This window comes from Streptomyces sp. NPDC008137 (assembly GCF_042957035.1).
Lineage (GTDB): Bacteria > Actinomycetota > Actinomycetes > Streptomycetales > Streptomycetaceae > Streptomyces.
The window spans coordinates 1-24,833 of record NZ_JBIBHN010000011.1 but is presented as its reverse complement, the minus strand read 5'-3'; the positions used below and the strand labels follow the sequence as shown (position 1 = coordinate 24,833).

The following is a 24,833-nucleotide window of genomic DNA, read 5'->3' as shown; positions in this document are numbered from 1 at the left end:
TGACACGAATCGGTAACGGCAGCAAGAATGCGGGAGTGACGTCACGCTGAGCGTTTCACGCGTGGGGTCCGTGATTCGGGGTGGGCCGACGCGCGTCATGCGGCGTCGGTCCGGGAAAATGGGGTATCCCGTGCTCCCCGGGAGCACGGGAAAGGCCGAGGAGGGCCGGGTGACGACCTATGACGATCGAGCGAGCCTCACTGATCTGACCGCCGTGGTGGAGCGGGTGCGGGAGTCGGTGGAAGGCGTGATCGAGGGCAAGCCCGAGGTCGTACGGCTCTCGCTGACCGTACTGCTGGCCGAGGGACATCTGCTGATCGAGGACGTCCCCGGTGTCGGCAAGACGATGCTGGCCAAGGCACTGGCGCGGTCCATCGACTGCTCGGTTCGGCGCATCCAGTTCACGCCCGACCTGCTGCCGTCGGACATCACCGGTGTGTCCATCTGGGATCAGCAGCGCCGTGACTTCGAGTTCAAGCCGGGCGCGATCTTCGCGCAGGTCGTGATCGGCGACGAGATCAACCGCGCCTCGCCCAAGACGCAGTCCGCGCTCCTGGAGTCGATGGAGGAACGCCAGGTCACCATCGACGGCAACAGCTACGAACTGCCGAGCCCGTTCATGGTGGTGGCGACGCAGAACCCGGTCGAGATGGAGGGCACCTACCCGCTGCCGGAGGCCCAGCGCGACCGTTTCATGGCCCGGGTCTCGGTCGGCTACCCCAGCGCGGAGGCCGAGTTGCAGATGCTGGACGTGCACGGCGGCGTCTCGCCGCTGGAGGACCTCCAGCCCGTGGCCCACGCGCACGAGATCCTCAAGCTGGTCGAGGCGGTGCGCGGCGTGCATGTCGCCGAGCCGGTCCGGCGCTACGTGGTGGACCTGGTCGGCGCCACGCGCACGCACCCGGACCTCAGACTGGGCGCCTCCCCGCGCGCGACGCTGCATCTGCTGCGCGCGGCGAAGGCGTCCGCGGCGCTCAGCGGCCGGGAGTACGCGCTGCCGGACGACGTGCAGGCGCTGGCGGTCGCCGTTCTGGCCCACCGCCTGCTGCCCACCGCCCAGGCCCAGCTCAACCGCCGCACCTCCGAGCAGGTCGTCGAGGAGATCCTGCAGCGCACGCCGGTGCCGGCGGCGCCGCAACAGCAGCAGAGCGGCCTCGGCGGCCTGGGCCGCGGTGTGCCCGCTTATCCCCAGCAGCCGCCGCGGAGGCTGTGATGACCACCGCGGGTACGGGGCACGCGGAAGCCGGCCGGGACGAGAAGGGCGGCATCCGCACCGCCCTGGCCGGTCTGACCACCCGCGGACGCTCCTTCCTGGCGGCCGGAGTCGCGGCCGCCGTCTGCAGCTATGTGCTCGGGCAGAGCGACCTGCTGCGTGTGGGTCTGCTGCTGGCGGTGCTGCCACTGGTGTGCGCGACGGTCCTGTACCGCACGCGCTACCGGGTCGCGGGCAGCCGCCGGCTCTCCCCCGCGCGCGTTCCGGCGGGTAGCGAGGCCCGGGTCCACCTGCGGATGGACAACGTCTCGCGGCTGCCCACGGGCCTGCTGATGCTCCAGGACCGGGTGCCGTACGTGCTCGGCCCCCGGCCGCGCTTCGTGCTGGACCGGGTGGAGGCGGGCGGCCGTCGCGAGGTGTCCTACCGGGTGCGCTCCGACCTGCGCGGCCGCTACCCGCTGGGCCCGCTCCAGCTGCGCCTGACCGACCCGTTCGGCATGTGCGAGCTGACCCGGTCCTTCTCGACGTACGACAACCTGACGGTGATCCCGCGCGTGGAACCGCTGGCGCCGGTGCGCCTCAGCGGTGAGGCGAAGGGGTACGGCGACGGACGGCAGCGTTCGCTCGCCCTGGCCGGCGAGGACGACGTGATCCCGCGCGGGTACCGCTACGGCGACGATCTGCGCCGGGTGCACTGGCGTTCCACGGCCCGCTACGGCGAGTTGATGGTGCGCCGCGAGGAGCAGCCGCAGCGCGCCCGCTGCACGGTGCTGCTCGACACCCGGGGCATCGCCTTCCAGGGCGCGGGCCCGGACGCGGCCTTCGAGTGGGCCGTGGCGGGCGCCGCGTCCGTGCTGGTGCACATGCTGGAACGGGGCTTCTCCGTACGGCTGTTGACCGACACCGGCAACGCGGTGCCGGGCGAGGGCGGTGACGGCTTCGCGGGCGCGAGCCAGGGATCGGCGGACGCGGCCGGGCTGATGATGGACACCCTCGCGGTGATCGACCACTCCGACGGCGCGGGCCTGTCCCGGGCCTACGACGTGCTGCGCGGTGGGAACGAGGGGCTGCTGGTGGCCTTCCTCGGCGATCTGGACGAGGAGCAGGCGGCCGTGGTGGCCAGGATGCGGCAGCGCAGCGGAGGCGCGGTCGCCTTCGTGCTGGACAGCGAGACCTGGATGCGGGAACCGAGTGACGTGCCCGGTCCGTTGGATGGGAACGGGGAGCGGCTGCGCATGCTGCGCGAGGCGGGCTGGACGACTCTGGGTGTGCCGCGGGGGGCCTCCCTGGACGACCTGTGGCGCCGGGCGGACCGGGAGCGCAGGGGCGTGGCCGCGGCCGGCGGCGGGGAGGGACCGTGATGAGCGGGCGGATACGACTGACGCTCGGCGCGTGGGCGGCCACGCTGATGGCCTCGTGCGCCCTGCTGCCCCTGGTCAAGCCGGCCACATGGATCGTGCAGGCGGCCTTCCTGCTGGGCGTGCAGGCGGGCGTGGGTGCCGCGGCCCGCAGGGTGCCGCTGGCCCGGCCGCTGACGGTCGCGGCGCAAGCCGTGGTCACGGTGCTCCTGCTGACGTTCGTGTTCGTCCGTGAGCAGGCCCTCGCCGGGCTGGTCCCGGGGCCGGAGGCCCTCGACCGCTTCGCGATCCTGCTCCGGCAGGGCGGGGACGACATCGCCCGGTACGCGATCCCGGCCCCCCTGGAGTCCGACGGCATACGGCTGATGCTCATCGGCGGGGTCCTGGTCATCGGGCTGCTGGTGGACACCCTCGCGGTGACCTTCCGCAGCGCCGCCCCGGCCGGTCTGCCGCTGCTCGCGCTGTACTCGGTGGCCGCGGGGCTGTCCGACGGGGGCACGGACTGGCTGTGGTTCCTGGTCGCGGCGGCCGGCTATCTGATGCTGCTCCTGGCGGAGGGGCGGGACCGCCTCTCCCAGTGGGGGCGGGTCTTCGGCGGTGCCTCGCGCACGGCCGGAGGGGAGCAGAGCGGCGCCCTCGCCCCGGTCCGCACCGGCCGGCGCATCGGCGTGGTCGCGCTGGGCATCGCCCTGGTGGTGCCGCTCGGCCTGCCCGCGATGAACGGCGGCCTGCTGGACTCGGTGGGTGCCGGCGCCGGCTCCGGCGCGGGCGGCGGCGGCACGATCTCCGCCGTGAACCCGCTGGTGTCGCTGCGGGACAGCCTGAACGCGGACGAGGACCAGCAGGTCCTGTCCGTGAAGACCAAGATGCCGGACGTCTCGGACCTGTATCTGCGGATCGTGTCCCTGGACGACTTCGACGGCACGACCTGGAAGCCGTCCCGGCGCTCCATCACGGCCCTGCCCGACGGCACGTTCCCGACCCCGGTCGGCCTCGGCCCGGACGTCAAGCGCACGGAGTTCGACACCACGATCTCCGCGGCCGACTGGTACGCCCAGGACTGGCTGCCCATGCCGTACCCGCCGAGCGGGGTGAACATCCGGGGCAACTGGCGCTACGAGCCCCTGGGCATGACGCTGGTCGGCGACCACGGCCAGAACACCCGGGGCCTGACGTACCAGGTCAAGAGCCTGGACGTGGAGCCGACGGCGGAGCAGCTGGCTTCGGCGCCCCAGCCGCCGGCGTCCGTCGAGCGCGATTTCACCAAGCTGCCCGACTCGCTGCCGTCGGTGGTGGCGAGCACGGCCCGCAAGGTCACCGAGGGCGCGGCCAACCCGTACGACCGGGCGGTCAAGCTGCAGGACTGGTTCGCCGTGACCGGCGGCTTCGAGTACGACACCCAGGTGCAGGTCGGCAGCGGCTCGCAGGCGATCGCCCGCTTCCTGAAGGACAAGCAGGGCTTCTGCGTGCACTTCTCCTTCGCGATGGCGGCGATGGCCCGCTCCCTGGACATACCGGCCCGGGTCGCGGTGGGCTTCGCGCCCGGTTCCCCGCAGGCGGACGGCTCGGTGTCGGTGGGGCTGCGGGACGCGCACGCCTGGCCCGAGCTGTACTTCGAGGGTGTGGGCTGGACCCGCTTCGAGCCGACTCCGAACCGCGGCTCGATGCCGTCGTACACGCTGCCTGAGGACCAGGGCAGTTCGGTGCCGGACGCCGCGCGCCCGACCGAGACGTCGTCCGCCGCGCCCTCCGCGGCGCCCTCCGCCAGCGAGAGCTGCACTCCGGAGCAGAAGAAGCTGGACGGCGGGTGCGCGAGCGAGTCGCCGCAGGCGGCGCTTCCCACGGACGACGGCGGCCCGAAGTGGTACGCGCTCCTGGCCTGGGCCCTGGCCGGCCTCGCCGTTCTGGCGCTCCCGCTGGCCCCGATGCTGTGGCGTCTGCGGACGCGCACGGTCCGGCTGGGGGCGCATGGCCGCGGCGAGGCGGACGCGGCGCCGCACACGCTGGCCGTCTGGCAGGAGCTGACCGACACCGCGTGGGATTTCGGCATCACGCCGGACGAGTCTCAGACCCCGCGCAAGGCGGCCGCCCGCATCGTCGCACTGGGCGGGCTCGACGGCACGTCCGCGGCCTCGGTGCACCGGGTGGCGAACGCGGTGGAGCAGGTCCTGTACGCGCCACAGCCGCGCCCGACGGCGGGGATCGCGGACGACGTCCGCCGGGCGTCGGCGGCTCTGAGCGCCGCGGTCGGCAGGGGCACCAGGCTCCGCGCGGTCCTCGCGCCGCGCTCCACGGTGCGCGTGGTGTGGACGGCGTCGGCCTGGTGGTCGGGGGTGCGGGAACGCGTCCTGGCCATGCGGCCGACGTGGCGGAAGGCGTCGGGGCAGCAGGGCTGAACCCGCCGGCCCATGGCGTACGGCATACGTCAGGGGCGTACGGCATACGTCAGGGGGTGACCACCGAGTCGGTGGTCACCCCCTGATTCACGTCTGCGCGTGATCCCGGAGAGCTGTGCTCCGGGACCAGTGGAAACTAGTGGCCGCCCTGTTCGTCGCGGCGCTTCTGCCAGCGCTGCTCGATGCGGTCCATCATGGATCGCTTCTGCCGGCCGCCCTGGCGACGGGCTTGCTGCCCGGCGGCCCCTGCCGCCTGTTCGCCCGGCTTGGGGGCCTTGCGCCAGCCGGTCACGGCGAGCACCGCACAGCCCAGCATGACGAGGAAGCCCACGACGCTGAGCCAGACCTGCTTGGCGACCATACCGGCCATGAGGAGCGCAATACCTACGAGGAAGCCCGCGACCGCCTGGTAGACCCGTCGCCGGGTGTACGTACGCAGCCCGCTTCCCTCGAGCGCCGTCGCGAACTTGGGATCTTCGGCGTACAGCGCTCGCTCCATCTGCTCGAGCATGCGCTGCTCGTGCTCCGAGAGCGGCACGGAGTCCTCCTCATCGTGCAGTCGCCGGGGGCGACCCGGGGGGTCTCTTCAGGATAGGCAGGGAATCGCCCCCGTGAAACCCGCCCCTCTGCGCCAACTAGCCAACCGGAACCCGCCATGGACGTCCCGGCTCGCTGAGGCTTCCATTCCCCGGCGGCCGACCCGTCATGCCGGAACGGTCTCCCTCGATCATACGGCGCCAAGCCCCCATTCGGGGGGCCTGTGGCGTACTCCATGCACAGTCAAGGCGCTGATCAGGGGTGGTACCTCACGAAGCGGCTCAGGCCCCGGCTGCCCCACCGGTCTCGGCTGCCTCACCCGTCTCAGCGGCCTCACCGGTCTCAGCGGCCTCACCCAGTACATGCAGCTGCGTGGCCACCGAGTGGAAGGCCGACAGCTCGGCCGCTGCCTCCTCCAGCTTCAGCAGCGCCTCCAGGGCCCCGGGCTCGGTGTCCACGAGGACGCCGGGCACGAGGTCGGCGAAGACCCGCACGCCGTGCACGGCGCCGACCCGCAGGCCCGCGCTCTCGACGAGCCCGGTGAGCTGCTCGGCGGTGAAGCGGCGCGGCACGGGGTCACCCGTGCCCCATCGGCCGTTCGGGTCGTCGAGCGCCTGCCTGGCCTCCTTGAAGTGCCCGGCGAGGGCGCGGGCGAGCACGGCACCCCCGAGACCGGCGGCGAGCAGGCTCAGGACGCCCTCCGGACGCAGGGCGGCCACCGCGTTGCGAACGCCCTCGGCGGGGTCGTCCACGTACTCCAGGACGCCGTGGCACAGCACCACGTCGTAGCCGCCGCGCTCGGCCACGTCGAAGAGGCCGTGCGCGTCGCCCTGCACGCCCTTCACCCGGTCCGCGACACCGGCCTCGGCGGCGCGGCGCTCCAGGGCGAACAGCGCGTTGGGGCTGGGGTCGACGACGGTGACCCGGTGCCCGAGGCGGGCGGCGGGCACCGCGAAGTTGCCGCTGCCGCCTCCGGTGTCGAGGACGTCCAGCGACTCCCGGCCCGTGGCCTTGACCCGGCGTTCCAGGGCCTCCTGGAGGACCTCCCAGACCACCGCCGTGCGCAGCGAGGCGCGCGACCGGGAAGGGCCTGAGCGCGGCGACACCGGTTCGGCGTGGTGGGGGGAGACGGGTGGGCGCATCGGGTCCGACACGGCAGTTGACTCCTCGGCGCGGCACCGCCATCTTGCGCGGCGGAGCGAACGGGGCGTCTCCCCCGGTCCCGGCTGCGGGGAGGGAAGACTTCAGGCGTCTCCCACCCTATTGCCTCGGACCCGGCAGCCCGCATGAGCGGTCCCGGGCATGGCCACGAGCCGCCGCCGGCCGGACGGATCCGGATCACCCGCCCCGGTCAGCCGGCGTCCGGCATGCCCCTCCCCGCGCCGGGATCCTCCGGCCGGTCCTGGTCCGGGCGCGGCTGCGGGAGGACCGGCTGGAGGACCAGCATGCGCTCGACGAGGCGGAGGAACATCGCCACGTCCCGTATCAGGTCGTCGGCGTCACGGACGCTCGCCGCGCCCTGGATACCCGCCTCGGCGCGCGCCCGGCGCCGGGCGCCGGCGGCGAACAGCGCGCTCCACTCGGTCAGTTCGGGTGCTATCTCGGGGAGGACTTCCCAGGCACTCCGGATCTTGGTCCGGGCCCGGGTCGAGGTCTCGGGCCTCCCCCGGGCGGCGAGGACGGCGGCGGCGGTGCGGAGGGCGGCGAGATGGGCCGTCGCGTAGCGCTCGTTCGGTGTGTCCAGGGTGGTGGCCTCGTCGAGACCGGAGCGGGCCTGGGCGAGCAGGTCGAGGGCGGCGGGCGGGGCCGTGGCCCGGCGCAGCACGGGGTGCACGTCGCTCGCCGGGCCGGTCAGTGAGGGGGCAGGGCCGGTGGCGCGGTGCCGACGGGCGGCTGCCGCGTGGTAGCTGGCCATGACGAACCTCCTGTCGTCGTGTGACGGCGGCTCCTCCCACGGAGCGCCGTATGTGACCCATCGTGAGGTATGGCACTGACAATCCGTTCTGACCTGCGGCTTTGCTTCGATCGTTGGTTCGGAGTAGTTTTTGCACTGACCAGTCAGTTCAAATTCATGCACCATCAGGGGAGCCCCGTGGGGGAACAAACGGGAGGGGCGCGGGTCGCCGCCGAGAGCCTTGGGATCAAGGGGCCGCGCGGGTGGGCGACCCGCGGGATGTCCTTCGACGCCGAGCCGGGGTCACTGGTTGCGGTCGAGGGCCCGTCCGGGTCCGGCCGTACGTGCCTGCTGCTCGCGCTGACGGGCCGGATGAAGATCACGGAGGGCTCGGCGGCCATCGGCGACGTCGGCCTCCCCAAGCAGATGTCGGCGGTGCGCCGCGTCAGCGCCCTGGCCCATGTGCCCGGGGTCACCGACCTCGACCCGGCGCTCACCGTCGGCGAGCACGTGCGCGAACGGGCCCTGCTCCACAGGCGGTTCGGCGACTCCCTGCGCGGGCTGCTGCGGCCCCGCGGCGAGCGGGCGGCCGAGGCGCGGCTGCGTGTCGACACCGCGCTGACCGCGGCGGGACTGGACCTGGAGACGCTGCCCAAGGGTCCGCGTACCGCCGTACGCGATCTGGAGCGCCTGGAGGCGCTGCGGCTGTCGGTCGCCCTCGCCCTCGTGGCCCGGCCGCGGCTGCTCGGGGTCGACGACACCGACCTCAAGCTCTCGGACGGCGAGCGGGACGAGGCCTGGGCCCTGCTCAGGTCGATCGCCGAGGCCGGGACGACGGTCGTGGCGGTGTGCAGCGAGGCCCCCGAGGGCGCCGTCAAGGTGTCCACCCGGCAGAGCACCCGTCAGGAAACCCCGCAGGGCACCCATCAGAGCGAGGACAAGGAGAAGGCCGATGCGCTCGCCGAGACTGGCCGCGCTTGAGCTCCGCCGCTTCGGCAGGGGGAAGCTGCCGCGCGCCGCACTGGTCGCGCTGCTGGTGCTGCCGTTGCTGTACGGCGCGCTGTACCTGTGGTCGTTCTGGGACCCGTACGGCCGGCTGGACCGTATCCCCGTGGCGCTCGTGAACGACGACAAGGGGGCGACCGCCGACGGGAAGAAGGTCACGGCGGGCGACGACATCACGGAGAAGCTGCGCGACAGCAAGACCTTCGACTGGCGCGAGGTGAGCGCCGCCGAGGCCCGCAGGGGCGTCGAGGACGGCACCTACTATCTGTCGCTCACGATGCCCGGCGACTTCAGCGAGCGGGTCGCCTCCAGCTCCGGCAAGTCCCCGGAGACCGGCGCCCTCCAGGTGCGCACCAACGACGCGAACAACTACATCGTCGGGCAGATCTCCCGGTCGGTGTTCAGCGAGGTGCGGCAGGCCGCGTCCACCAAGACGTCGCGGTCCTTCCTGGACAAGATCTTCGTGTCGTTCTCCGACATCCACGGCGAGACCGTGAAGGCGGCGAAGGGCGCCGACAAGCTCAAGGGCGGCATCGGCAAGGCCGAGAAGGGCTCCAAGGACCTCGCCGACGGCCTGAAGGACGCCAAGGACGGCAGCGGGAAGCTGTCCGCGGGCCTGAAGAAGCTCGACAAGGGCGGGGGCGACGTGGCGTACGGCACGAAGGAGGTCGCGGAAGGCACGCAGAGGCTCGCCGACAAGGTCAACACGAACGCCGGCAAGGTCGCCCCCTTCCTGAAGGGCAACGAGAAGACCATCGGCGACACGGCCCAGTTCGTCGCCGACTCCTCCGGTGCGATCCGCAAGCACCTGGACACCCTGGCGGAGCGGGCCCCGGCCGCCGCCAAGGACGCCCGTACGGCCTCGGACACGCTGAACGGCACCTACGCCAGGCGCTGCGACGACCCCGTGCTGGCCGACGCCGCCTGCGCCGATCTGAAGAAGGCCAAGGACGCGGCCGCGGACGTGGCCGCCATCGCCGGGGACCTCGACACGCTGATCGCGGACCAGAAGGGCGATCTGGCCAAGCTCGACAAGCACCTCGCCCCCCTCCAGAAGCAGTCCCAGGCCCTCGCCGACCGCGCGCCGCACCTCTCCGAGGACCTCGCCGACGCCGTCAAGAAGATCAACAAGCTGAACGACGGGGCGGCCGAGGTCGCCGCGGGCGCGAAGAAGCTGCACAAGGGGATCGGCACGGCCAGGACCGGTGCCATCGACCTGGACAAGGGCGTCGGCGAACTGAAGACCGGCGCGGTGGACCTCAACGGCGGCATCTACAAGCTCGTCGGCGGCTCCGGGAAGCTCGCCGGCGGACTGCACGACGGGGCCGAGCAGATCCCCGACTACGACAAGCCGGACCGCGACCGGCGCACCGAGGTCATGGCCGACCCCGTGCGGCTCGCCTCCCACGACCTGCACAAGGCGCCCAACTACGGCACCGGCTTCGCCCCGTACTTCATCCCGCTGTCGCTGTGGGTGGGCGCGATGGTGGCGTACATGCTGATCGCGCCGATGAACCGGCGCGCGCTCGCCGCGGGCGCCTCCGCCTGGCGGATCGCGCTGTCCGGCTGGCTGCCGGTGGTGGCGATCGGGGTGCTCCAGACGGTTGCCCTGATGTCGGTGCTGCACTGGGCGGTCGGCCTGGAGATGGCGCGGGCGGCCGGGACGGTGGGATTCCTGTTCCTGGTGACGGCGTGCTTCGCGGCGATCGTGCAGTGGCTGAACGCGCGATTCGGGGCCGCGGGCCGGATCCTCGTCCTCGCCGTGCTGATGCTTCAGCTGACGTCGGCGGGCGGCACGTACCCCGTGCAGACCAGCCCCGGCTTCTTCAACGCGCTCCACCCCTTCCTGCCGATGAGCTACGTCGTGGATGCCCTCAGGAGGCTCATCACGGGCGGCGGCATGGAACCGGTGTGGCACGCGTGCGTGGTGCTGACGGCGTTCACCGCGGGCGCCCTCGCGCTGACCGCCGTGGCGGCCCGCCGCCGTCAGGTGTGGACGCTGGACCGGCTGCACCCGGAGCTGAGCCTGTGAGCCCTTCCGTCACGTCTCCCGGAAAGGTTCCTGTGACAATCAGGGCCATGGAAAGCAGCAGTGCAACGTCGGGCGGCAGCACGCGCCGCGAGGCCACCCGGCAGAAGCTCTACGAGGCGGCCGTCACGCTCATCGCCGAGCAGGGCTTCTCCGCCACGACCGTGGACGAGATCGCCGAGCGCGCCGGAGTCGCGAAGGGCACGGTCTACTACAACTTCGCGAGCAAGTCCGTCCTCTTCGAGGAACTGCTGCGGCACGGAGTGGGCCTCCTCACCGCCTCCCTCAAGGAGGCGGCCGAGCGGACCGCCCGGGAGGGCGGCACCAAGGTCGACGCGCTGGACGCGATGATCCGCGCGGGCCTGGTCTTCATCGACCGCTATCCGGCCTTCACCCAGCTGTACGTGGCCGAGCTGTGGCGCACCAACCGGACCTGGCAGTCCACTCTGATGGTGGTCAGACAGCAGGCCGTCGCGGTCGTGGAGGACGTCCTGCGCGAGGGCGTCGCGGGCGGCGAGTTCAGCGAGGAGATCGACGTCCCGCTGACGGCGTCCGCGCTGGTCGGCATGGTCCTGGTGGCCGCGCTCGACTGGAAGTCCTTCCAGGCGGAGCGCTCCCTGGACGATGTGCACGCGGCCCTGTCCCGGCTGCTCCAGGGGAGGGTGAGCGGCTGCCGCTGAGGAGGCACCCGGCGCGGACGTGAAGGCGCCGGTCCGCTGTGGCCGCGTCCCCCGCGGGCCACCTCGAACCGGCGCCTTCCCTGCTCCCCCGTTTCCTGCTCCCCCGTGCGTTCCCCCGCAGGACCCCCCGTTCGGTCGTCCCCCGGTTCTCCCCCGTGTCTCGCTCCCGCCGACATGGCCGGCGAAAGGAGCGGATCGCGGGCCGGCCCCGTTCCGGCGCCCCGTGTCGCCGGTGCCGGAGCCGTGCCCCTTTCCGTGTCTCCACTCTCTCGTCCCCGCCGGCCCTCCCCCATCCGCGCGCGTACTCAACTCCACGGCTAGGTACGGGTACTCAGCCCTGCGCACACGGCACCAGGAGGCTCTGTCAGTGGGGGCCGATAGAGTCCTTCGCATGGCACGGATTGCGGTGATCGGCGCCGGGATGGGCGCGCTGACGGCCGCCGCCCGGCTGGCCGTCGCGGGCCACCGGGTGGTGGTGTACGAGCGGACGGAAACGTACGGCGGAGCGCTGCGCCGCTTCGAGCGTGACGGGTTCTCCTTCGACACGGGCCCCGGCCTGCTCCCGCTGCCCGCCGTCTATCGCGATCTGTTCGTCAAGACCGGCAAGGAGCCGCTGGAGGCGTGCGTCGAGCTGGTCCAGGTCGACCCCTCGTCCCGGCACGTGTTCGCGGACGGCACCGTGGTGTCGCTGCCGAACGCCTCGCGCGCGGGCGTCGTCACCGCCCTGGACGAGGGACTCGGCCCGGGCACCGGGAGCCGCTGGGGCGACTTCCTGGTCCGGGCCCGCGAGACCTGGGACCGCACCCGCCGCCCGCTCCTGGAGGAGCCCCTGTGGCCGAACTGGCAGGTGCTGGCCGAGCGCGAGCCCTACCCGGCGGTCCCCCACAAGCGGCTGCTGCGCACCCGACGGGCCGGCACGCTCGCCGAGATCGCCGCCTGGGAACTGCGTGACCCCCGGCTAGCCGCACTCCTGGAGGGCCACGCCCTCACTCAGGGCCTGGACCCCCGGGTCACTCCGGCGAGCGCGGCCGTACTGCCGTACATGGAGCACGCCTTCGGCGTCTGGTACGTGCGCGGGGGCCTGCGCGAACTGGCCCGGGCGGTGTACGAGCGGTGCGTGGCCAGAAAGGTCGAGTTCCGTTTCGGCGCCGATGTGACCGGGGTGCCGGAGAAGGACGGGCGGGCATCAGGGGTGGAGCTCGCCGACGGGACGGTCGCCGAGGCGGACTTCGTGGTCGCCGGTGTCGCGCCCGGCACACTGGACCGGCTGACGGCGGGGACCATGGTGCGGGGCGACGGCGAGGTGATGCCCCAGCCTGCCTCGGCCAGCCGGCTCACGGTGCTGCTGGGCCTGCGCGGCGCCCGCCCCGAGGGCACGGCACACCGCACGGTGGTGCACGCGGCGGACCGGGAGGCCGAGCTGGACGCCCTGTTCGGCACGGCGGGTGCGCCCGCGCAGCCCACGGTCACGATCCTGCGGCCCGACGACCCGGCGCTGGTCCCGGACCGGGACCACGAGGCGGTCACGCTCACGACGGTGGTGCCCGCCCGGCCCGACGGACGACACGCGTCCTACGACGACCTCGCCGACACCGTGATCAGCACCGCCGAACGCGCCGTACCCGACCTGCGCGACCGTCTCCTCTGGCACGAGGTGCGAACCCCGGCCGACATCGCCGAGGCGACCGGCGCGGAGGGCGGGGCGGTGCCGGTGCAGGCACTGGCGGCGGCCCACGGGCGGCTGCTGCATCCGTCCAACAGCACGCGGGTGCCCGGACTGTTCACCGTCGGCGGCTGGGCCCACCCCGGCGGCGGACTGCCGCATGCGGGCATGTCGGGCGCGCTGGTCGCGGGACTGGTCGTGGAGGGGCCGGGGTTCCGGGGCTCCCAGTGAGCCCACCGCCCCGGCGGGGGTCAGGCTTCAGAAACGGTACTGCTCGTCGAAGCCGTTGCCCTGCGTCTGCTGCCCGTTGCCCTGATACGGGTACGGCTGCTCCGGCGGCAGCTCCTGCCCGTACTCGTCGGTGCGCTGCTGCGGGACCCACACACCACCGGGCGGGGACTCGCCGCCGTAGGTGCCGGCGTACTGGTCCTGGCCGTAGCCCTGCTGCTGGCCGTAGTACTGCTGGTCGCCGTAGCCGGTGTCGTACGAGGTCCCGCCGCCGTACGTCCCGTTGCCGACGTACGGGTCCGAGTAGGCGGCGTACTGCTGCTGGCCCGTGGCGTCGTAGCCCTGCTGCTGGCCGTAGCCCGAGTAGTCGTAGGCGTAGGACTGGTCGGTGCCCTGGGCCGTGGCGGCGTACTGGTCGTGGGGCGAGCCCTGCTGGTAGCCCGTGTCGCCGTAGACGCCGTAGGAGCCGGTGTCGTCCGGGATGGGCTGCGGCTCGTACACGGCGGTGGTCTCGGCGGCCGTCGGCTGGACCGGGCGGACGGGGGTGAAGACGTCGTCGCGGTCGTAGTCGTCGCCCTGGCCGAAGGAGTCGGCGTCGCGGCGGTAGTCGGCGCGCTCGCCGCCATCGTCGCCGTAACCGCCGCCCGCCGCCTCCAGGCCGGAGACCTCGAGGGACGGCTCCTGGCGGCCCCGCTCACCGCGGCCGCGCTTGCTGCCGCCCAGCATCGGGGCGCTCATCGCCCAGCCCGCCGCGAAGCCACTGCGGAACGACAGGGTGACGTAGGTCTGCCCGACCGCGAACGCGGCCGCGCCCAGCCCGATCACGACGACCGACGGGATCAGGACACCGACGACGACGCCGAGGAAGCCGCCGAAGGCCAGCAGCCGCCAGCGCAGCCGCGCCTTGTACTGCAACAGCACCTCGCCCAGCAGCCACAGCGCGACGACGCCGAACGCGATGTAGAGGACCGCCCAGCCCATGTACGCCCCTCTCCCAGTCGCCGCTACGCAGTGTGTCGTATACCGGTGCGAACGGTCTAGGCCTGCGGTGAGTGGTGCAGGCCCAGGTTCTCGTAGATTTCCAGGGTCGCCGTGGAGTTGTTGAGCGTGATGAAGTGCAAGCCGGGCACTCCCTCGGCGAGCAGCCGCGCACAGAACTCCGTGGCGAATTCGATCCCAATGGAGCGTACAGCGGCCGGATCGTCTTTTGCTGTGAGGATCCGCTCTTTCAGGGCGTCCGGGAAGGCGGCGTTGGTGAGGGACGGGATCCGCGCCAGCGACTTCACACTGGTGATCGGCATGATCTCGGGGATGACCGGGGTGTCGCAGCCGGCGGCCGCGACCCGGTCACGCAGCCGCAGATAGTCCTCCGGCTGGAAGAACATCTGCGTGATCGCGTAGTCCGCGCCCGCGCGGCACTTGTCCACGAAGTGGCGGACGTCGGTGTCCCAGTCGCTGGAGCGCGGGTGCATCGCGGGGAAGGCGGCGACGCCCACGCAGAAGTCGCCGGACGCCTTGATCAGCTCGACGAGCTCGGCGGCGTAGGCGAGGCCGCGGGGGTGCGGCACCCAGTCGCCCATCGGGTCGCCTGGCGGGTCGCCGCGCAGGGCGAGCATGTTGCGGATGCCGGCGTCGGCGTACTGGCCGATGATGTTGCGCAGGTCGGCGACCGAGTGGTCGACGGCCGTGAGGTGCGCGATCGGGGTCAGGGTGGTGTCGGAGGCGATCGCCTCGGTCGCCTTGACCGTGCCCGCGCGGGTGGAACCGCCCGCGCCGTAGGTCACGGAGACGAAGTCGGGCGCCACCGCCTCGACCCGGCGCAGCGCGTTCCACAGGTTCCGCTCGCCCTTCGGGGTCTTGGGCGCGTAGAACTCGAACGAGTACGTCGTCTTTCCCGTCGCGAGCATGTCGCGGACGGTGCGGGCGTGGTCCGACCTGATGGATGCGGTGCCGAGGGCCATACCGGCAGGTTAGCCAGGGGCGGTCGGTCCCCCAACCGGGCATCGATATTTGCCCGATTTATGCACTTGTTGTCCATCCCTTGGACAACCGGCCGGGCAGCGTACTACTTCTCCCGCAGCCTTTTCGCGAACTCGGCCGCCGCCGCTCCCGGGTCCTCGGCCTCGGTGATCGCCCGTACCACGACGACGCGCCGGGCGCCCGCTTCCAGGATCTGGTCGAGGTTGCCGAGGTCGATGCCGCCGATGGCGAACCAGGGGCGGTCGGTGCCGAGGGCGGCGGTGTACCGGACGAGGTCCAGGCCGGGGGCGTGACGTCCGGGCTTGGTGGGGGTGGGCCAGCACGGGCCGGTGCAGAAGTAGTCCACGCCGTCCTGTGCGGCGGCCGCGGCGGCCTCGGACTCGGCGTGCGTGGACCGGCCGATCAGGACGTCGTCGCCGAGGATCGCGCGGGCAGCCGGGACCGGGAGGTCGCCCTGGCCGAGGTGCAGCACGTCGGATCCGGCGGCGTGGGCGACGTCCGCGCGGTCGTTGACCGCGAGCAGCTTTCCGTGCCGGGCGCAGGCGTCGGCGAAGACGGCCAGCCGCTCCAGCTCCTCGCCCGCCTCCATGCCCTTGTCCCGCAACTGCACGATGTCGACCCCGCCGGCCAGCACGGCGTCGAGGAACTCCACGAGATCGCCCTGCCGCTCGCGGGCGTCGGTGCAGAGGTAGACCCGGGCGTCGGCGAGCTGGGCCCGTGCGGTGGTGGCGGCGGTGGCGGGCATCAGGGTCCCCCTGGGTGTCGGTGGCGGTGGCGTACGGGGTGCGACCAGGGCTCCGAAGCGCCCCGTGCCGGCGCCGGCGGGACGGCCAGGCCACGCTGCCGGCGACAGCCCGCACCCCGAGCGGGCGCGAGCCAACCCGGGGCCGTGACCTCCGGGGGCCACGGCCCGCTCCGGGCAGTTCTTCAGGTCCGGCCCCGCTCGCACGGCGCCGGCCGGTTGGTCGGTCGAGGCCGGGTCAGACCGCGAGCGCCTGGGCGCGGCGCTTCACCTCCGTGCCGCGATTCTCACTCAGGGCCTGCGCCGGGGTGCCGGGCAGGCTCGGGTCGGGGGTGAAGAGCCACTCCAGCATCTCCTCGTCCGTGAAGCCGTCGTCCCGCAGGAGCGTCAGGGTCCCGGACAGGCCCTTGACGACCTTGTCTCCGTCGATGAAGGCGGCGGGGACGTGCAGCGCGCGGTTCTCACCTCGGCGTACGGCGATGAGCTGGCCGTCCTTGACCAGCTGCCGCACACGCGTCACCTCGACACCGAACTGTTCGGCGATGTCGGGCAGGGTGAGCCAGGCGGGGACGAGAGCATCGATCTTTGCGTCAATCTCGGTCACGGAAACCAGCCTGCCATCCCCCACTGACAGTCGGAAGTCAGCCCGGCCCGCCCGGGCCGGTCGCGGGCCCCCGACAGCTACGCCGTCGCCGCCTTCAGCGGCCTGGCGGGGTCCTCCAGCAGCACCGGATTCATGGTGGCACCCGACTCGATCAGACGGCGCCCCTGCGCCAGGTCCCGGGGCCGGCCCACCGCCAGCAGCGCGACCAGCCGGTCACCACGGAGCCAGCACACCGTCCAGGCCGGCCCGGCCGGGTCGCCCCGCCACAGGGTCGTGTCGGCGCCGGCGTGGTGCCCGGCGTACTGCACGAACCGCCCGAACTGCTCGGACCAGAAATACGGCACCGGGTCGTACACCGCCGGGGTCTCCCCCGAGGCCCGGCCGACGATGTTCAGGGCCACGGTGCGCGGCCCCTGGAGGGCGTTGTCCCAGTGGTGCACCAGCAGGCGCTCGCCGTACCGCCCCGAGGGGAAGGAGGCGCAGTCGCCGACGGCGTACACCTCCGGCGCCGATGTCCGCAGGTGCTGGTCGGAGATGATCTCGCCCTGGGGACCGAGTTCCACTCCGGAGCCGGCCAGCCAGGCCGTGGCGGGGCGGGCGCCGATGCCGACCACGACCGCGCCCGCGGGCAGCCGCGTGCCGTCGTCGAGGAGCACCGCGCCGGGCTCGACGCGCTCCACGCGCGCGTGGGTGCGCAGGACCGCACCAGCGTCGGCGTACCAGCCGGCCATCGGGGCGGCGACCTCGGCGGGCAGTGCCCCGGCGAGCGGCCGTTCGGCGGCCTCCACGACGGTCACCGCGCAGCCCGCCTCGCGCGCGGCCGTGGCGAACTCGGCGCCGATCCAGCCCGCACCGACGACCACGATGTCGTGCTTGCGGGCCAGCACGGGCCGCAGCCGCTCGGCGTCATCCAGGGTGCGCAGCAGGTGCACGCCCGGCACGCCCTCCGCCCCGGGCAGCCGGACCGGTTCGGCGCCGGTCGCGACGACGAGGACGTCGTACGGCACGGGCCCGTCCCCGGTGTCCAGCTCATGGTCGTCCGGGCGCAGGCCCAGCACCTCGCAGCCGAGTCGCAGTTCGATGCCGAGGGCCTCGAAGTCGAGGTCGAAGGCGGAGCCCTCGGCCTTGCCCAGCAGGACGGCCTTGGACAACGGGGGCCGGTCATAGGGCTGGTGGGGCTCGGCGCCGATGAGGGTCACGGTGCCGGTGAAGCCCTGCTCCCGCAGGGCGACCGCGGTCTGCACACCGGCCATGCCCGCACCCGCCACGACCACGCGCCCGGGCGCGGACGGACCTGGTTCCTGCGTCTGCTCGCTCACCTGATCACCATAGACACCTGACGTTTTGTCAGTCAGTGCTCATGCGCAGTGACCTGCTCCACAACGCTCGTCCCGCTGCCCTGCTGCGACTCCCACTCCCAGGTCTCCTCCAGCCGCACCCGCCCGTCGGGCAGTTCCACGACCGTCGACGCGCAGTGCCCGGAGGACGTGGTTCCGTCCTGCTTGAGTTGTACGTACCGGAAGTCCAGCCGGTCACCGTCCCGGGTACCCACGAGATGGCCGCGTACGACGTCGCCGCCCGTGTACTCGGCCCAGATTTCACCGTCCTTCTCGTGGTAGGTGAACCGGGTGCGGGTCCCCACCTGGCCGGGCGCCTGGTCGGCGACCGGGGCCAGGAGAAGACCGTCGAGGGATCGGGCCATGGACGGAGGCTCCCTTACTGCGACATACGGCATCGGGCTAGGGTGGCCAACGTAGAGCACTCGCGGGAGCCCGGACGCACCGGGCTGAGAGGGAGGCTGGCGGCCTCCGACCGTACGAACCTGATCCGGGTCATGCCGGCGAAGGGAGGGGCTGGACGCCCATGCCGCGTACACGAACGTCAGACGTCCTCGTCGTAGGGGGCGGCATCATCGGCCTGGTCACCGCGTGGCGGGCCGCACAGCGCGGGCTGGCCACGGCCGTGGTGGACCCCGAGCCGGGCGGCGGGGCCGCACAGGTGGCGGCCGGCATGCTGGCCGCCGTCACGGAACTGCACTACGGCGAGCAGACCCTGCTGGGCCTGAACCTCGCCTCCGCCCGGCGCTACCCGGACTTCGCGGCCGAGCTCTCCGACCTCACGGGCCACGACCTCGGCTACCGCCGCTGCGGCACGCTCGCCGTCGCCCTGGACGCCGACGACCGGGCCCATCTGCGCGAACTGCACACCCTGCAGCAGCAGTCCGGCCTGGAGTCGCAGTGGCTGTCGGGGCGGGAGTGCCGCCGCCTGGAGCCGATGCTCGCGCCGGGCGTGCGCGGCGGGCTGCGGGTCGACGGAGACCACCAGATCGACCCGCGACGGCTGTCCGGGGCGCTGGTGACGGCGTGCGAGCGGGCGGGAGTGGTCTTCCACCGGGCGTGGGCGGAGCGCCTCACCGTCGTACGGGACCGGGCCGCGGGCGTCGTCACGGCCGACGGGACGGCGCTGGACGCCGGGCAGGTGGTACTGGCCGGGGGCAGCCTCAGCGGACGGCTCGCGGGCGTCCCCGAGGACGTGCTGCCTCCCGTGCGACCGGTGAAGGGGCAGGTCGTACGGCTGACCATGCCGGCGCGGCACGGCCCTTTCCTGAGCCGGACCGTGCGCGCGGTCGTGCGCGGCAGCCATGTCTACCTGGTGCCGCGCGAGAGCGGCGAGCTGGTCATCGGGGCGACCAGCGAGGAGACGGGCTGGGACACCACCGTGACCGCGGGCGGCGTGTACGAGCTGCTGCGTGATGCGCACGAGCTGGTCCCTGGCATCACCGAGCTGCCGTTCACGGAGACCCGGGCGGGACTGCGGCCGGGCTCCCCCGACAACGCGCCGCTGCTCGGCCCGACCGGTCTGGAGGGACTGCTGCTGGCCACCGGGCACTACCGCAACGGTGTCCTGCTGACACCGGTGACCGGCGACGCCATGGCGCACGTCCTGACGGCGGGCGAACTGCCCGAGGAGGCCCGTCCCTTCACCCCGAAGCGCTTCAGTACCGCCACCGCACTCACGGAGCAGCCCGTATGAACATCTCCGTCAACGGCGAGCCCCGGGACGTCAGGCCCGGGACGGCTCTCGACACCGTCGTGAGGTCGCTCACCACCTCGCCCTCCGGAGTGGCAGCCGCCCTCAACGAAACCGTCGTCCCACGCACGCGGTGGCCGTCCACGTCCCTCGCCGAGGGGGACCGCGTGGAAGTCCTCACCGCAGTCCAAGGAGGCTGACCATGGCCGACGATCCGTTTGTCCTCGGGGGTACGTCCTTCACGTCCCGCCTGATCATGGGTACGGGCGGGGCGCCCAGCCTGGACGTGCTGGAGCGGTCGCTCGTCGCCTCGGGCACGGAGCTGACGACCGTCGCGATGCGCCGGGTGAACCCCTCGGTGCACGGTTCCGTGCTGTCCGTCCTGGACCGGCTCGGCATCGGGGTGCTGCCCAACACGGCGGGCTGTTTCACCGCCGGAGAGGCCGTCCTCACCGCCCGTCTGGCGCGCGAGGCCCTCGGCACCGACCTGGTGAAGCTGGAGGTCATCGCCGACGAGCGGACGCTGCTGCCGGACCCGATCGAGACGCTGGAGGCGGCCGAGACGCTGGTCGACGACGGGTTCACGGTGCTGCCGTACACCAACGACGACCCGGTGCTGGCGCGGAAGCTGGAGGACGTGGGCTGCGCGGCGATCATGCCGCTGGGCTCGCCGATCGGGTCCGGGCTCGGTATCCGCAACCCGCACAACTTCCAGCTGATCGTCGAGCGGGCGGGGGTGCCGGTGATTCTGGACGCCGGGGCCGGTACGGCGTCGGACGCGGCGCTGGCGATGGAGCTGGGGTGCGCGGGTGTGATGCTCGCCTCGGCGGTGACGCGGGCGCAGGAGCCGGTGCTGATGGCTGCCGCCATGCGACACGGGGTGGAGGCCGGGCGGTTGGCGTACCGGGCCGGGCGTATTCCCCGGCGGCATTTCGCGGAGGCGTCTTCGCCGACAGAGGGTGTCGCCGTGCTCGATCCGGAGCGGCCTGCTTTCCAGTAGCTGTGCGATGTCGCTGGGGCGGGTGGGTGCGCAGCCCGGCGTGGCGGGGTGCCGCTGCGCCCACCCGTGCCGCCCCTAGCGGCACGCATGCCCGCAGCGGGGTCGGTCACACGTCACAGGTCGGCTGCAGTCCCGCCCCGGAAACGGCCGGGGCGGCGGGGTGTCGGTCGTGGCTCGTACACTCGCCTGCGTGGACACGACCCTTCAGGACCCCTTGGTCGGGCAGGTGCTCGACGGCCGGTATCGCATCGACGCGCGGATCGCCGTCGGCGGGATGGCGACGGTCTACCGGGCTGTGGACACCCGGCTGGACCGCGTTCTCGCGCTCAAGGTGATGCATCCCTCGCTCGCGGTGGACGGCTCGTTCGTCGAGCGGTTCATCCGCGAGGCGAAGTCCGTCGCCCGACTGGCCCATCCGAACGTGGTGCAGGTCTTCGACCAGGGCACCGACGGCAGTTACGTCTACCTCGCCATGGAGTACGTCGCGGGCTGCACCCTGCGGGACGTGCTGCGCGAGCGCGGGGCCCTGCAGCCGCGCGCCGCCCTGGACATCCTGGAGCCGGTGCTGGCCGCGCTGGGCGCCGCCCACCGCGCCGGGTTCGTGCACCGGGACATGAAGCCCGAGAACGTCCTGATAGGGGACGACGGCCGGGTGAAGGTCGCCGACTTCGGGCTCGTCCGTGCCGTGGACACGGTGACGAACACCACGGGGACCGTGCTCGGCACGGTCGCGTACCTCGCGCCCGAGCAGATAGAGAACGGCACCGCGGACCCCCGCGTCGACGTGTACGCGTGCGGGGTGATGCTGTACGAGATGCTGACCGGCGACAAGCCGCACGACGCGGACTCCCCGGCCGTGATCCTGTACAAGCACCTGCACGAGGACGTCCCGCCGCCGTCGGCCGCCGTGCCCGGTCTGGCCTACGAACTGGACGAGATGGTCGCCTCGGCGACCGCCCGCACTCCGGACGTCCGCCCGCACGACGCGGTGGCGCTGCTCGCGCGGGTCCGCGACGGGCGCGCCGGGCTGAGCGCGGAGCAGCTGGACATGGTGCCGCCGCAGGCGCTCTCCGCGGAGCACGACGGCGCCGACGACCGTACGAGTGTGATCCCGCGCGCGCTGACCACACTGCGCCCGCTGCCGGTCAACGAGGACGACGAGACGTCCGAGGCGGCGCTCAACCGCACCAGTCGTTTCGAGTCCCCGCCGCCGCCGTCCCGGCGCCGCCCGGGGTCCCGGCGCGGCCCGCTGGCGATCGTCGTCGCCGTGCTGCTCGTACTGGGTCTCGGCGGCGGCATCTGGTACATCAACTCGGGCCAGTTCACCGAGGTCCCCCCGCTGCTGGCGAAGACCCAGACCGAGGCCGAGAGCCGGCTGGAGGCCGCCGGGCTGGATCTCGGCAAGGTGGAGCACGCCTACAGCGACACCGTGGAGCGGGGCCAGATCATCAGCACCGACCCGAAGCCCGGGTCGCGCATCCGTGGCAACGACGCGGTGAGCATCACCGTGTCCGACGGCCCCGAGACCGTGCGGGTGCCCGCCCTGGAGGGCCAGAAGCTGGCCAGGGCGCGGGCCCAGCTGAAGGAGGACGGTCTTGAGCCGGGCATGGTCACCCGGGAGTTCAGCGAGGACGTTCCGAGGGGCTCGGTGATCTCCGCGCGGCCCGCCGACGGCACCAAGGTCCGCGCGGGCACGGCCGTCGCGCTGGTCGTCAGCAAGGGCAGCCCCATCGACATCCCCGATGTCACCGGCGCGGACGAAGCCGACGCGAAGGCGCAGCTGCAGGACGCCGGGCTCAAGGTGAAGGTCGCCACCGAGCGGGTCAACTCCTCCGAGTTCGACAAGGGCCAGGTCGTCAAGCAGACCCCGAACGCCGGCGGCCGGGCGGCCGAGGGCGACACGGTGACGCTGACGCTGTCCAAGGGCCCCGAGATGATCGAGGTCCCGGACGTGGTCGGCCAGAACGTCGACGACGCCACGCGGGCGCTGGAGGGCGCCGGGTTCCAGGTCGACGAGGACCGCGGTCTGCTCGGGCTGTTCGGTGACGAGGTCAAGGGGCAGTCCGTCGAGGGCGGCGAGACCGCGCCCAAGGGTTCGACGATCACCATCAAGATCAGGTGACGGGCGCGGGCAGGGAGCCCGTGGAAGGAGCGGGGCCGGACGCATGACACCCTGAACGGGTGAACAATCAGCTGTCCGGCCCCTCCCGCAACCCGGTGGGCGGCCACGTCCCCGTGGCCGGTGGGCTGCACTCCGTCGGTCTGTCGTACGCCCGTGATCTGAAGGCGGAGACCGTCCAGGTCTTCGTCGCCAACCCGCGCGGCTGGGCCACACCGGCCGGGAATCCCAAGCAGGACGAGGCATTCCGCGCGGCGTGCGAGGCCGAGTCGATCCCGGCGTACGTGCATGCTCCCTACCTGATCAACTTCGGCTCGCACACCGAGGCGACGGTGGAGAAGTCGGTGGAGTCGCTGCGGCACTCGCTGCGCCGCGGGCGGGAGATCGGGGCGCTGGGCGTGGTCGTGCACACCGGCAGTGCGACGGGCGGCCGGGAGCGGTCCGTGGCGCTGCGGCAGGTGCGGGAGCGTCTGCTGCCGCTGCTCGACGAGCTGACCCACGACGACGACCCGTTCCTGCTGCTGGAGTCGACAGCCGGCCAGGGCGCCTCGCTGTGCTCGCGGACCTGGGACTTCGGCCCGTACTTCGAGGCGCTGGACGCGCACCCGAAGCTCGGCGTGTGCCTGGACACCTGCCACGTCTTCGCCGCCGGGCACGACCTGACCGGCCCGAGCGGCATGCACCAGACGCTGGACCTGCTGGTGGACACGGTCGGTGAGGGCCGGCTGAAGCTGATCCACGCCAACGACTCCAAGGACGTGGTGGGCGCGCACAAGGACCGGCACGAGAACATCGGCGTCGGCCACATCGGCGAGGACCCCTTCCGGGCCCTGATGACGCACCCCGCGACCGAGGGCGTGCCGCTGATCATCGAGACACCGGGCGGCAAGGAGGGGCACGCGGCGGACGTGGAGCGGCTGAAGAAGCTGCGCGACGGCTGAGACCGGGCGGCCTCAGAGGTCGGGGCCGTCCCCGGGCTCCTCCTGGTACGAGTAGCGCTGCTCCTGCCACGGGTCGCCGATGTTGTGGTAGCCGCGCTCCTCCCAGAAGCCGCGCCGGTCGGCGGTCATGTACTCCACGCCGCGCACCCACTTGGGGCCTTTCCAGGCGTACAGGTGGGGCACGATCAGGCGCAGCGGGAAGCCGTGCTCGGCGGTGAGGAGTTCGCCGTCCTTGTGGGTGGCGAACAGGGCCTGCTCGGAGGCGAAGTCGGACAGCCGGAGGTTGGAGCTGAATCCGTACTCGGCCCAGACCATCACATGGGTGACGTCGTCCGCCGGCGGGGCGATGTCGAGGATGGTGCGCGCGGGAACCCCGCCCCACTCGGCGCCCAGCATGCTGAACTTCGTGACGCAGTGCAGGTCGGCCAGGACGGTGGTGTACGGCAGGGCCGTGAACTCCTCGTGGGTCCAGCAGTCCTTGCCACCGCCGGCGGTAGCGCCGAAGACCCTGAACTCCCAGCGCTCGGGCCGGAACTTGGGGACGGGCCCGTAGTGCGTGACCGGCCAACCGCGCTGCAATCGCTGTCCCGGCGGAAGCCCGGGCTGCGTCGCTCCCGCCGAATCGCGCCCTTCTCCCGATTCGCGTCCCACCGGCTGACCCATGTGTCCATCCTGACAGACCTCGGGTGATGCCCCTGACCCGGGCCATTCCAAAACCGGGCATACCGAACTAAGCATGCCCTTACTTACTAAGTGAAGACTTACTGGACGATCTTCTTCCGCGGTGGAATCATGCGGCGCAACCTGCCAGTTCTTACGCGTGGAAGGAGCCTCTGCGATGCAGGGCGACCCCGAGGTCCTCGAATTCCTGAACGAGCAGTTGACCGGCGAGCTGACGGCGATCAACCAGTACTGGCTGCATTACCGGATCCAGGACAACAAAGGCTGGACCAAGCTCGCCAAGTACACGCGTGAAGAGTCCATCGATGAGATGAAGCACGCGGACAAGATCACCGAGCGCATCCTCATGCTGGACGGTCTGCCCAACTACCAGCGGCTCTTCCATGTGCGGGTCGGGCAGACGGTCACCGAGATGTTCCAGGCCGACCGACAGGTCGAGGTGGAGGCGATCGACCGTCTCAAGCGGGGCATCGAGGTGATGCGCACCAAGGGCGACATCACGTCCGCGAACCTCTTCGAGTCGATCCTCGAGGACGAGGAGCACCACATCGACTATCTGGACACCCAGCTGGAACTCATCGAGAAGCTGGGCGAGGCGCTGTACATCGCGCAGCAGATCGAGCAGCCGAGCTAGAGCGCCTAGTAGTGCTTCGTTAGGTTGTGGGCTGTCTGCGGCTGCTCCGAGGGCGGGGCAGGGGGCGGCCGCAGGTGGTGCAGGTACCGGTCCAGCACC

At 72.3% G+C, this 24,833-nt stretch carries 23 protein-coding genes and 1 riboswitch; of the genes, 13 read left to right on the top strand and 10 right to left on the bottom strand.

Annotation, left to right across the window (positions count from 1 at the left end; all coding sequences use genetic code 11):
* Positions 1–169 precede the first annotated feature (169 nt).
* Genes ACFZBT_RS19580 through ACFZBT_RS19570 form a run of 3 tightly spaced genes read left to right on the top strand, consistent with a single transcriptional unit; the run spans position 170 to position 4,967 of the window.
* Entirely contained in the window at positions 170–1,213 is a 1,044-nt protein-coding gene (locus ACFZBT_RS19580; RefSeq protein ID WP_391105006.1) for an AAA family ATPase, read from the top strand.
* Positions 1,213–2,574, top strand: a complete 1,362-nt coding sequence (locus ACFZBT_RS19575) for a DUF58 domain-containing protein (protein ID WP_391105004.1) — start codon at positions 1,213–1,215, stop codon at positions 2,572–2,574. Before ACFZBT_RS19580 ends, ACFZBT_RS19575 begins: the two co-directional genes overlap by 1 nt.
* Positions 2,574–4,967 carry a transglutaminaseTgpA domain-containing protein gene (locus ACFZBT_RS19570; protein ID WP_391105002.1) on the top strand — a complete coding sequence of 798 codons (2,394 nt, stop codon included), beginning with the start codon at positions 2,574–2,576 and terminating at the stop codon, positions 4,965–4,967. Before ACFZBT_RS19575 ends, ACFZBT_RS19570 begins: the two co-directional genes overlap by 1 nt.
* A 136-nt stretch (positions 4,968–5,103) precedes the next feature.
* Here ACFZBT_RS19570 and ACFZBT_RS19565 read toward each other — a convergent pair whose 3' ends face one another.
* From ACFZBT_RS19565 to ACFZBT_RS19555, 3 genes are all read right to left on the bottom strand, one after another.
* Entirely contained in the window at positions 5,104–5,505 is a 402-nt protein-coding gene (locus ACFZBT_RS19565) for a DUF3040 domain-containing protein (protein WP_391105000.1), read from the bottom strand.
* Positions 5,506–5,785: 280 nt separating this feature from the next.
* The gene (locus tag ACFZBT_RS19560) at positions 5,786–6,658 is read right to left on the bottom strand and encodes a methyltransferase (RefSeq protein ID WP_391104998.1); all 873 of its coding nucleotides are present in this window, start codon (positions 6,656–6,658) and stop codon (positions 5,786–5,788) included.
* Positions 6,659–6,855: 197 nt separating this feature from the next.
* The gene (locus ACFZBT_RS19555) at positions 6,856–7,419 is read right to left on the bottom strand and encodes an SAV_6107 family HEPN domain-containing protein (protein WP_391104996.1); all 564 of its coding nucleotides are present in this window, start codon (positions 7,417–7,419) and stop codon (positions 6,856–6,858) included.
* A 156-nt stretch (positions 7,420–7,575) separates the two neighbouring features.
* Here ACFZBT_RS19555 and ACFZBT_RS19550 point away from each other — a divergent pair, with 156 nt between their 5' ends.
* The 4 genes from ACFZBT_RS19550 (at position 7,576) to ACFZBT_RS19535 (ending at position 13,006) form a co-directional block, all read left to right on the top strand.
* Positions 7,576–8,379, top strand: a complete 804-nt coding sequence (locus ACFZBT_RS19550; protein WP_391104994.1) for an ATP-binding cassette domain-containing protein — start codon at positions 7,576–7,578, stop codon at positions 8,377–8,379.
* On the top strand, positions 8,351–10,435 hold the full coding sequence (locus ACFZBT_RS19545; RefSeq protein ID WP_391104992.1) for a YhgE/Pip family protein: 2,085 nt from the start codon (positions 8,351–8,353) through the stop codon (positions 10,433–10,435). The genes ACFZBT_RS19550 and ACFZBT_RS19545 overlap by 29 nt, the downstream gene beginning before the upstream one ends.
* A gap of 47 nt (positions 10,436–10,482) precedes the next feature.
* The gene (locus ACFZBT_RS19540) at positions 10,483–11,112 is read left to right on the top strand and encodes a TetR family transcriptional regulator (protein WP_391104990.1); all 630 of its coding nucleotides are present in this window, start codon (positions 10,483–10,485) and stop codon (positions 11,110–11,112) included.
* Positions 11,113–11,503: 391 nt separating this feature from the next.
* A complete protein-coding gene (locus ACFZBT_RS19535; RefSeq protein ID WP_391104988.1) occupies positions 11,504–13,006 on the top strand; it encodes an FAD-dependent oxidoreductase in 1,503 nt (500 codons plus the stop codon).
* Positions 13,007–13,033: 27 nt separating this feature from the next.
* Here the strand turns inward: ACFZBT_RS19535 and ACFZBT_RS19530 are convergent, their stop codons facing one another.
* The 6 genes from ACFZBT_RS19530 to ACFZBT_RS19505 all read right to left on the bottom strand — a co-directional run bounded on the left by ACFZBT_RS19530 (position 13,034) and on the right by ACFZBT_RS19505 (position 18,031).
* Positions 13,034–13,984: a hypothetical protein gene (locus ACFZBT_RS19530; RefSeq protein WP_391104986.1), complete on the bottom strand. Its 951-nt coding sequence runs from the start codon at positions 13,982–13,984 to the stop codon at positions 13,034–13,036.
* A 56-nt stretch (positions 13,985–14,040) separates the two neighbouring features.
* Positions 14,041–14,964 carry a methylenetetrahydrofolate reductase [NAD(P)H] gene (gene metF / locus ACFZBT_RS19525; RefSeq protein WP_391104984.1) on the bottom strand — a complete coding sequence of 308 codons (924 nt, stop codon included), beginning with the start codon at positions 14,962–14,964 and terminating at the stop codon, positions 14,041–14,043.
* Between the two features lie 104 nt (positions 14,965–15,068).
* A complete protein-coding gene (gene thiE, locus ACFZBT_RS19520) occupies positions 15,069–15,728 on the bottom strand; it encodes a thiamine phosphate synthase (protein WP_391104982.1) in 660 nt (219 codons plus the stop codon).
* Positions 15,729–15,963: 235 nt separating this feature from the next.
* The gene (locus ACFZBT_RS19515; RefSeq protein ID WP_031131943.1) at positions 15,964–16,329 is read right to left on the bottom strand and encodes an Rv2175c family DNA-binding protein; all 366 of its coding nucleotides are present in this window, start codon (positions 16,327–16,329) and stop codon (positions 15,964–15,966) included.
* A 77-nt stretch (positions 16,330–16,406) separates the two neighbouring features.
* Positions 16,407–17,648 carry an FAD-dependent oxidoreductase gene (locus tag ACFZBT_RS19510; RefSeq protein WP_391104980.1) on the bottom strand — a complete coding sequence of 414 codons (1,242 nt, stop codon included), beginning with the start codon at positions 17,646–17,648 and terminating at the stop codon, positions 16,407–16,409.
* Positions 17,649–17,680: 32 nt separating this feature from the next.
* A complete protein-coding gene (locus tag ACFZBT_RS19505; protein ID WP_391104978.1) occupies positions 17,681–18,031 on the bottom strand; it encodes a hypothetical protein in 351 nt (116 codons plus the stop codon).
* 52 nt (positions 18,032–18,083) lie between these two features.
* A riboswitch (TPP riboswitch) is annotated at positions 18,084–18,195 on the top strand.
* Between ACFZBT_RS19505 and thiO the strand changes: the two genes are divergently transcribed.
* From thiO to ACFZBT_RS19480, 5 genes are all read left to right on the top strand, one after another.
* Positions 18,193–19,362 (top strand): glycine oxidase ThiO, encoded by a 1,170-nt coding sequence (gene thiO, locus ACFZBT_RS19500; protein WP_391104976.1) that lies wholly within the window; start codon positions 18,193–18,195, stop codon positions 19,360–19,362. (Overlaps the previous riboswitch by 3 nt.)
* Positions 19,359–19,559: a sulfur carrier protein ThiS gene (gene thiS, locus ACFZBT_RS19495; RefSeq protein ID WP_391104974.1), complete on the top strand. Its 201-nt coding sequence runs from the start codon at positions 19,359–19,361 to the stop codon at positions 19,557–19,559. Before thiO ends, thiS begins: the two co-directional genes overlap by 4 nt.
* 2 nt (positions 19,560–19,561) lie before the next feature.
* Positions 19,562–20,359, top strand: coding sequence for a thiazole synthase (locus tag ACFZBT_RS19490; protein WP_391104972.1), 798 nt, complete (start codon positions 19,562–19,564; stop codon positions 20,357–20,359).
* 190 nt (positions 20,360–20,549) lie between these two features.
* Positions 20,550–22,481, top strand: a complete 1,932-nt coding sequence (pknB, locus tag ACFZBT_RS19485) for a Stk1 family PASTA domain-containing Ser/Thr kinase (protein ID WP_391104970.1) — start codon at positions 20,550–20,552, stop codon at positions 22,479–22,481.
* Between the two features lie 59 nt (positions 22,482–22,540).
* Entirely contained in the window at positions 22,541–23,419 is an 879-nt protein-coding gene (locus ACFZBT_RS19480) for a deoxyribonuclease IV (RefSeq protein ID WP_391104968.1), read from the top strand.
* A 12-nt stretch (positions 23,420–23,431) separates the two neighbouring features.
* Here ACFZBT_RS19480 and ACFZBT_RS19475 read toward each other — a convergent pair whose 3' ends face one another.
* A complete protein-coding gene (locus tag ACFZBT_RS19475; protein ID WP_391104966.1) occupies positions 23,432–24,082 on the bottom strand; it encodes a molybdopterin-dependent oxidoreductase in 651 nt (216 codons plus the stop codon).
* Between the two features lie 175 nt (positions 24,083–24,257).
* On the opposite strand from ACFZBT_RS19475, the gene bfr reads away from it, so the two are divergent.
* On the top strand, positions 24,258–24,734 hold the full coding sequence (gene bfr, locus ACFZBT_RS19470; RefSeq protein ID WP_031107638.1) for a bacterioferritin: 477 nt from the start codon (positions 24,258–24,260) through the stop codon (positions 24,732–24,734).
* The last annotated feature ends 99 nt before the right edge of the window (positions 24,735–24,833 follow it).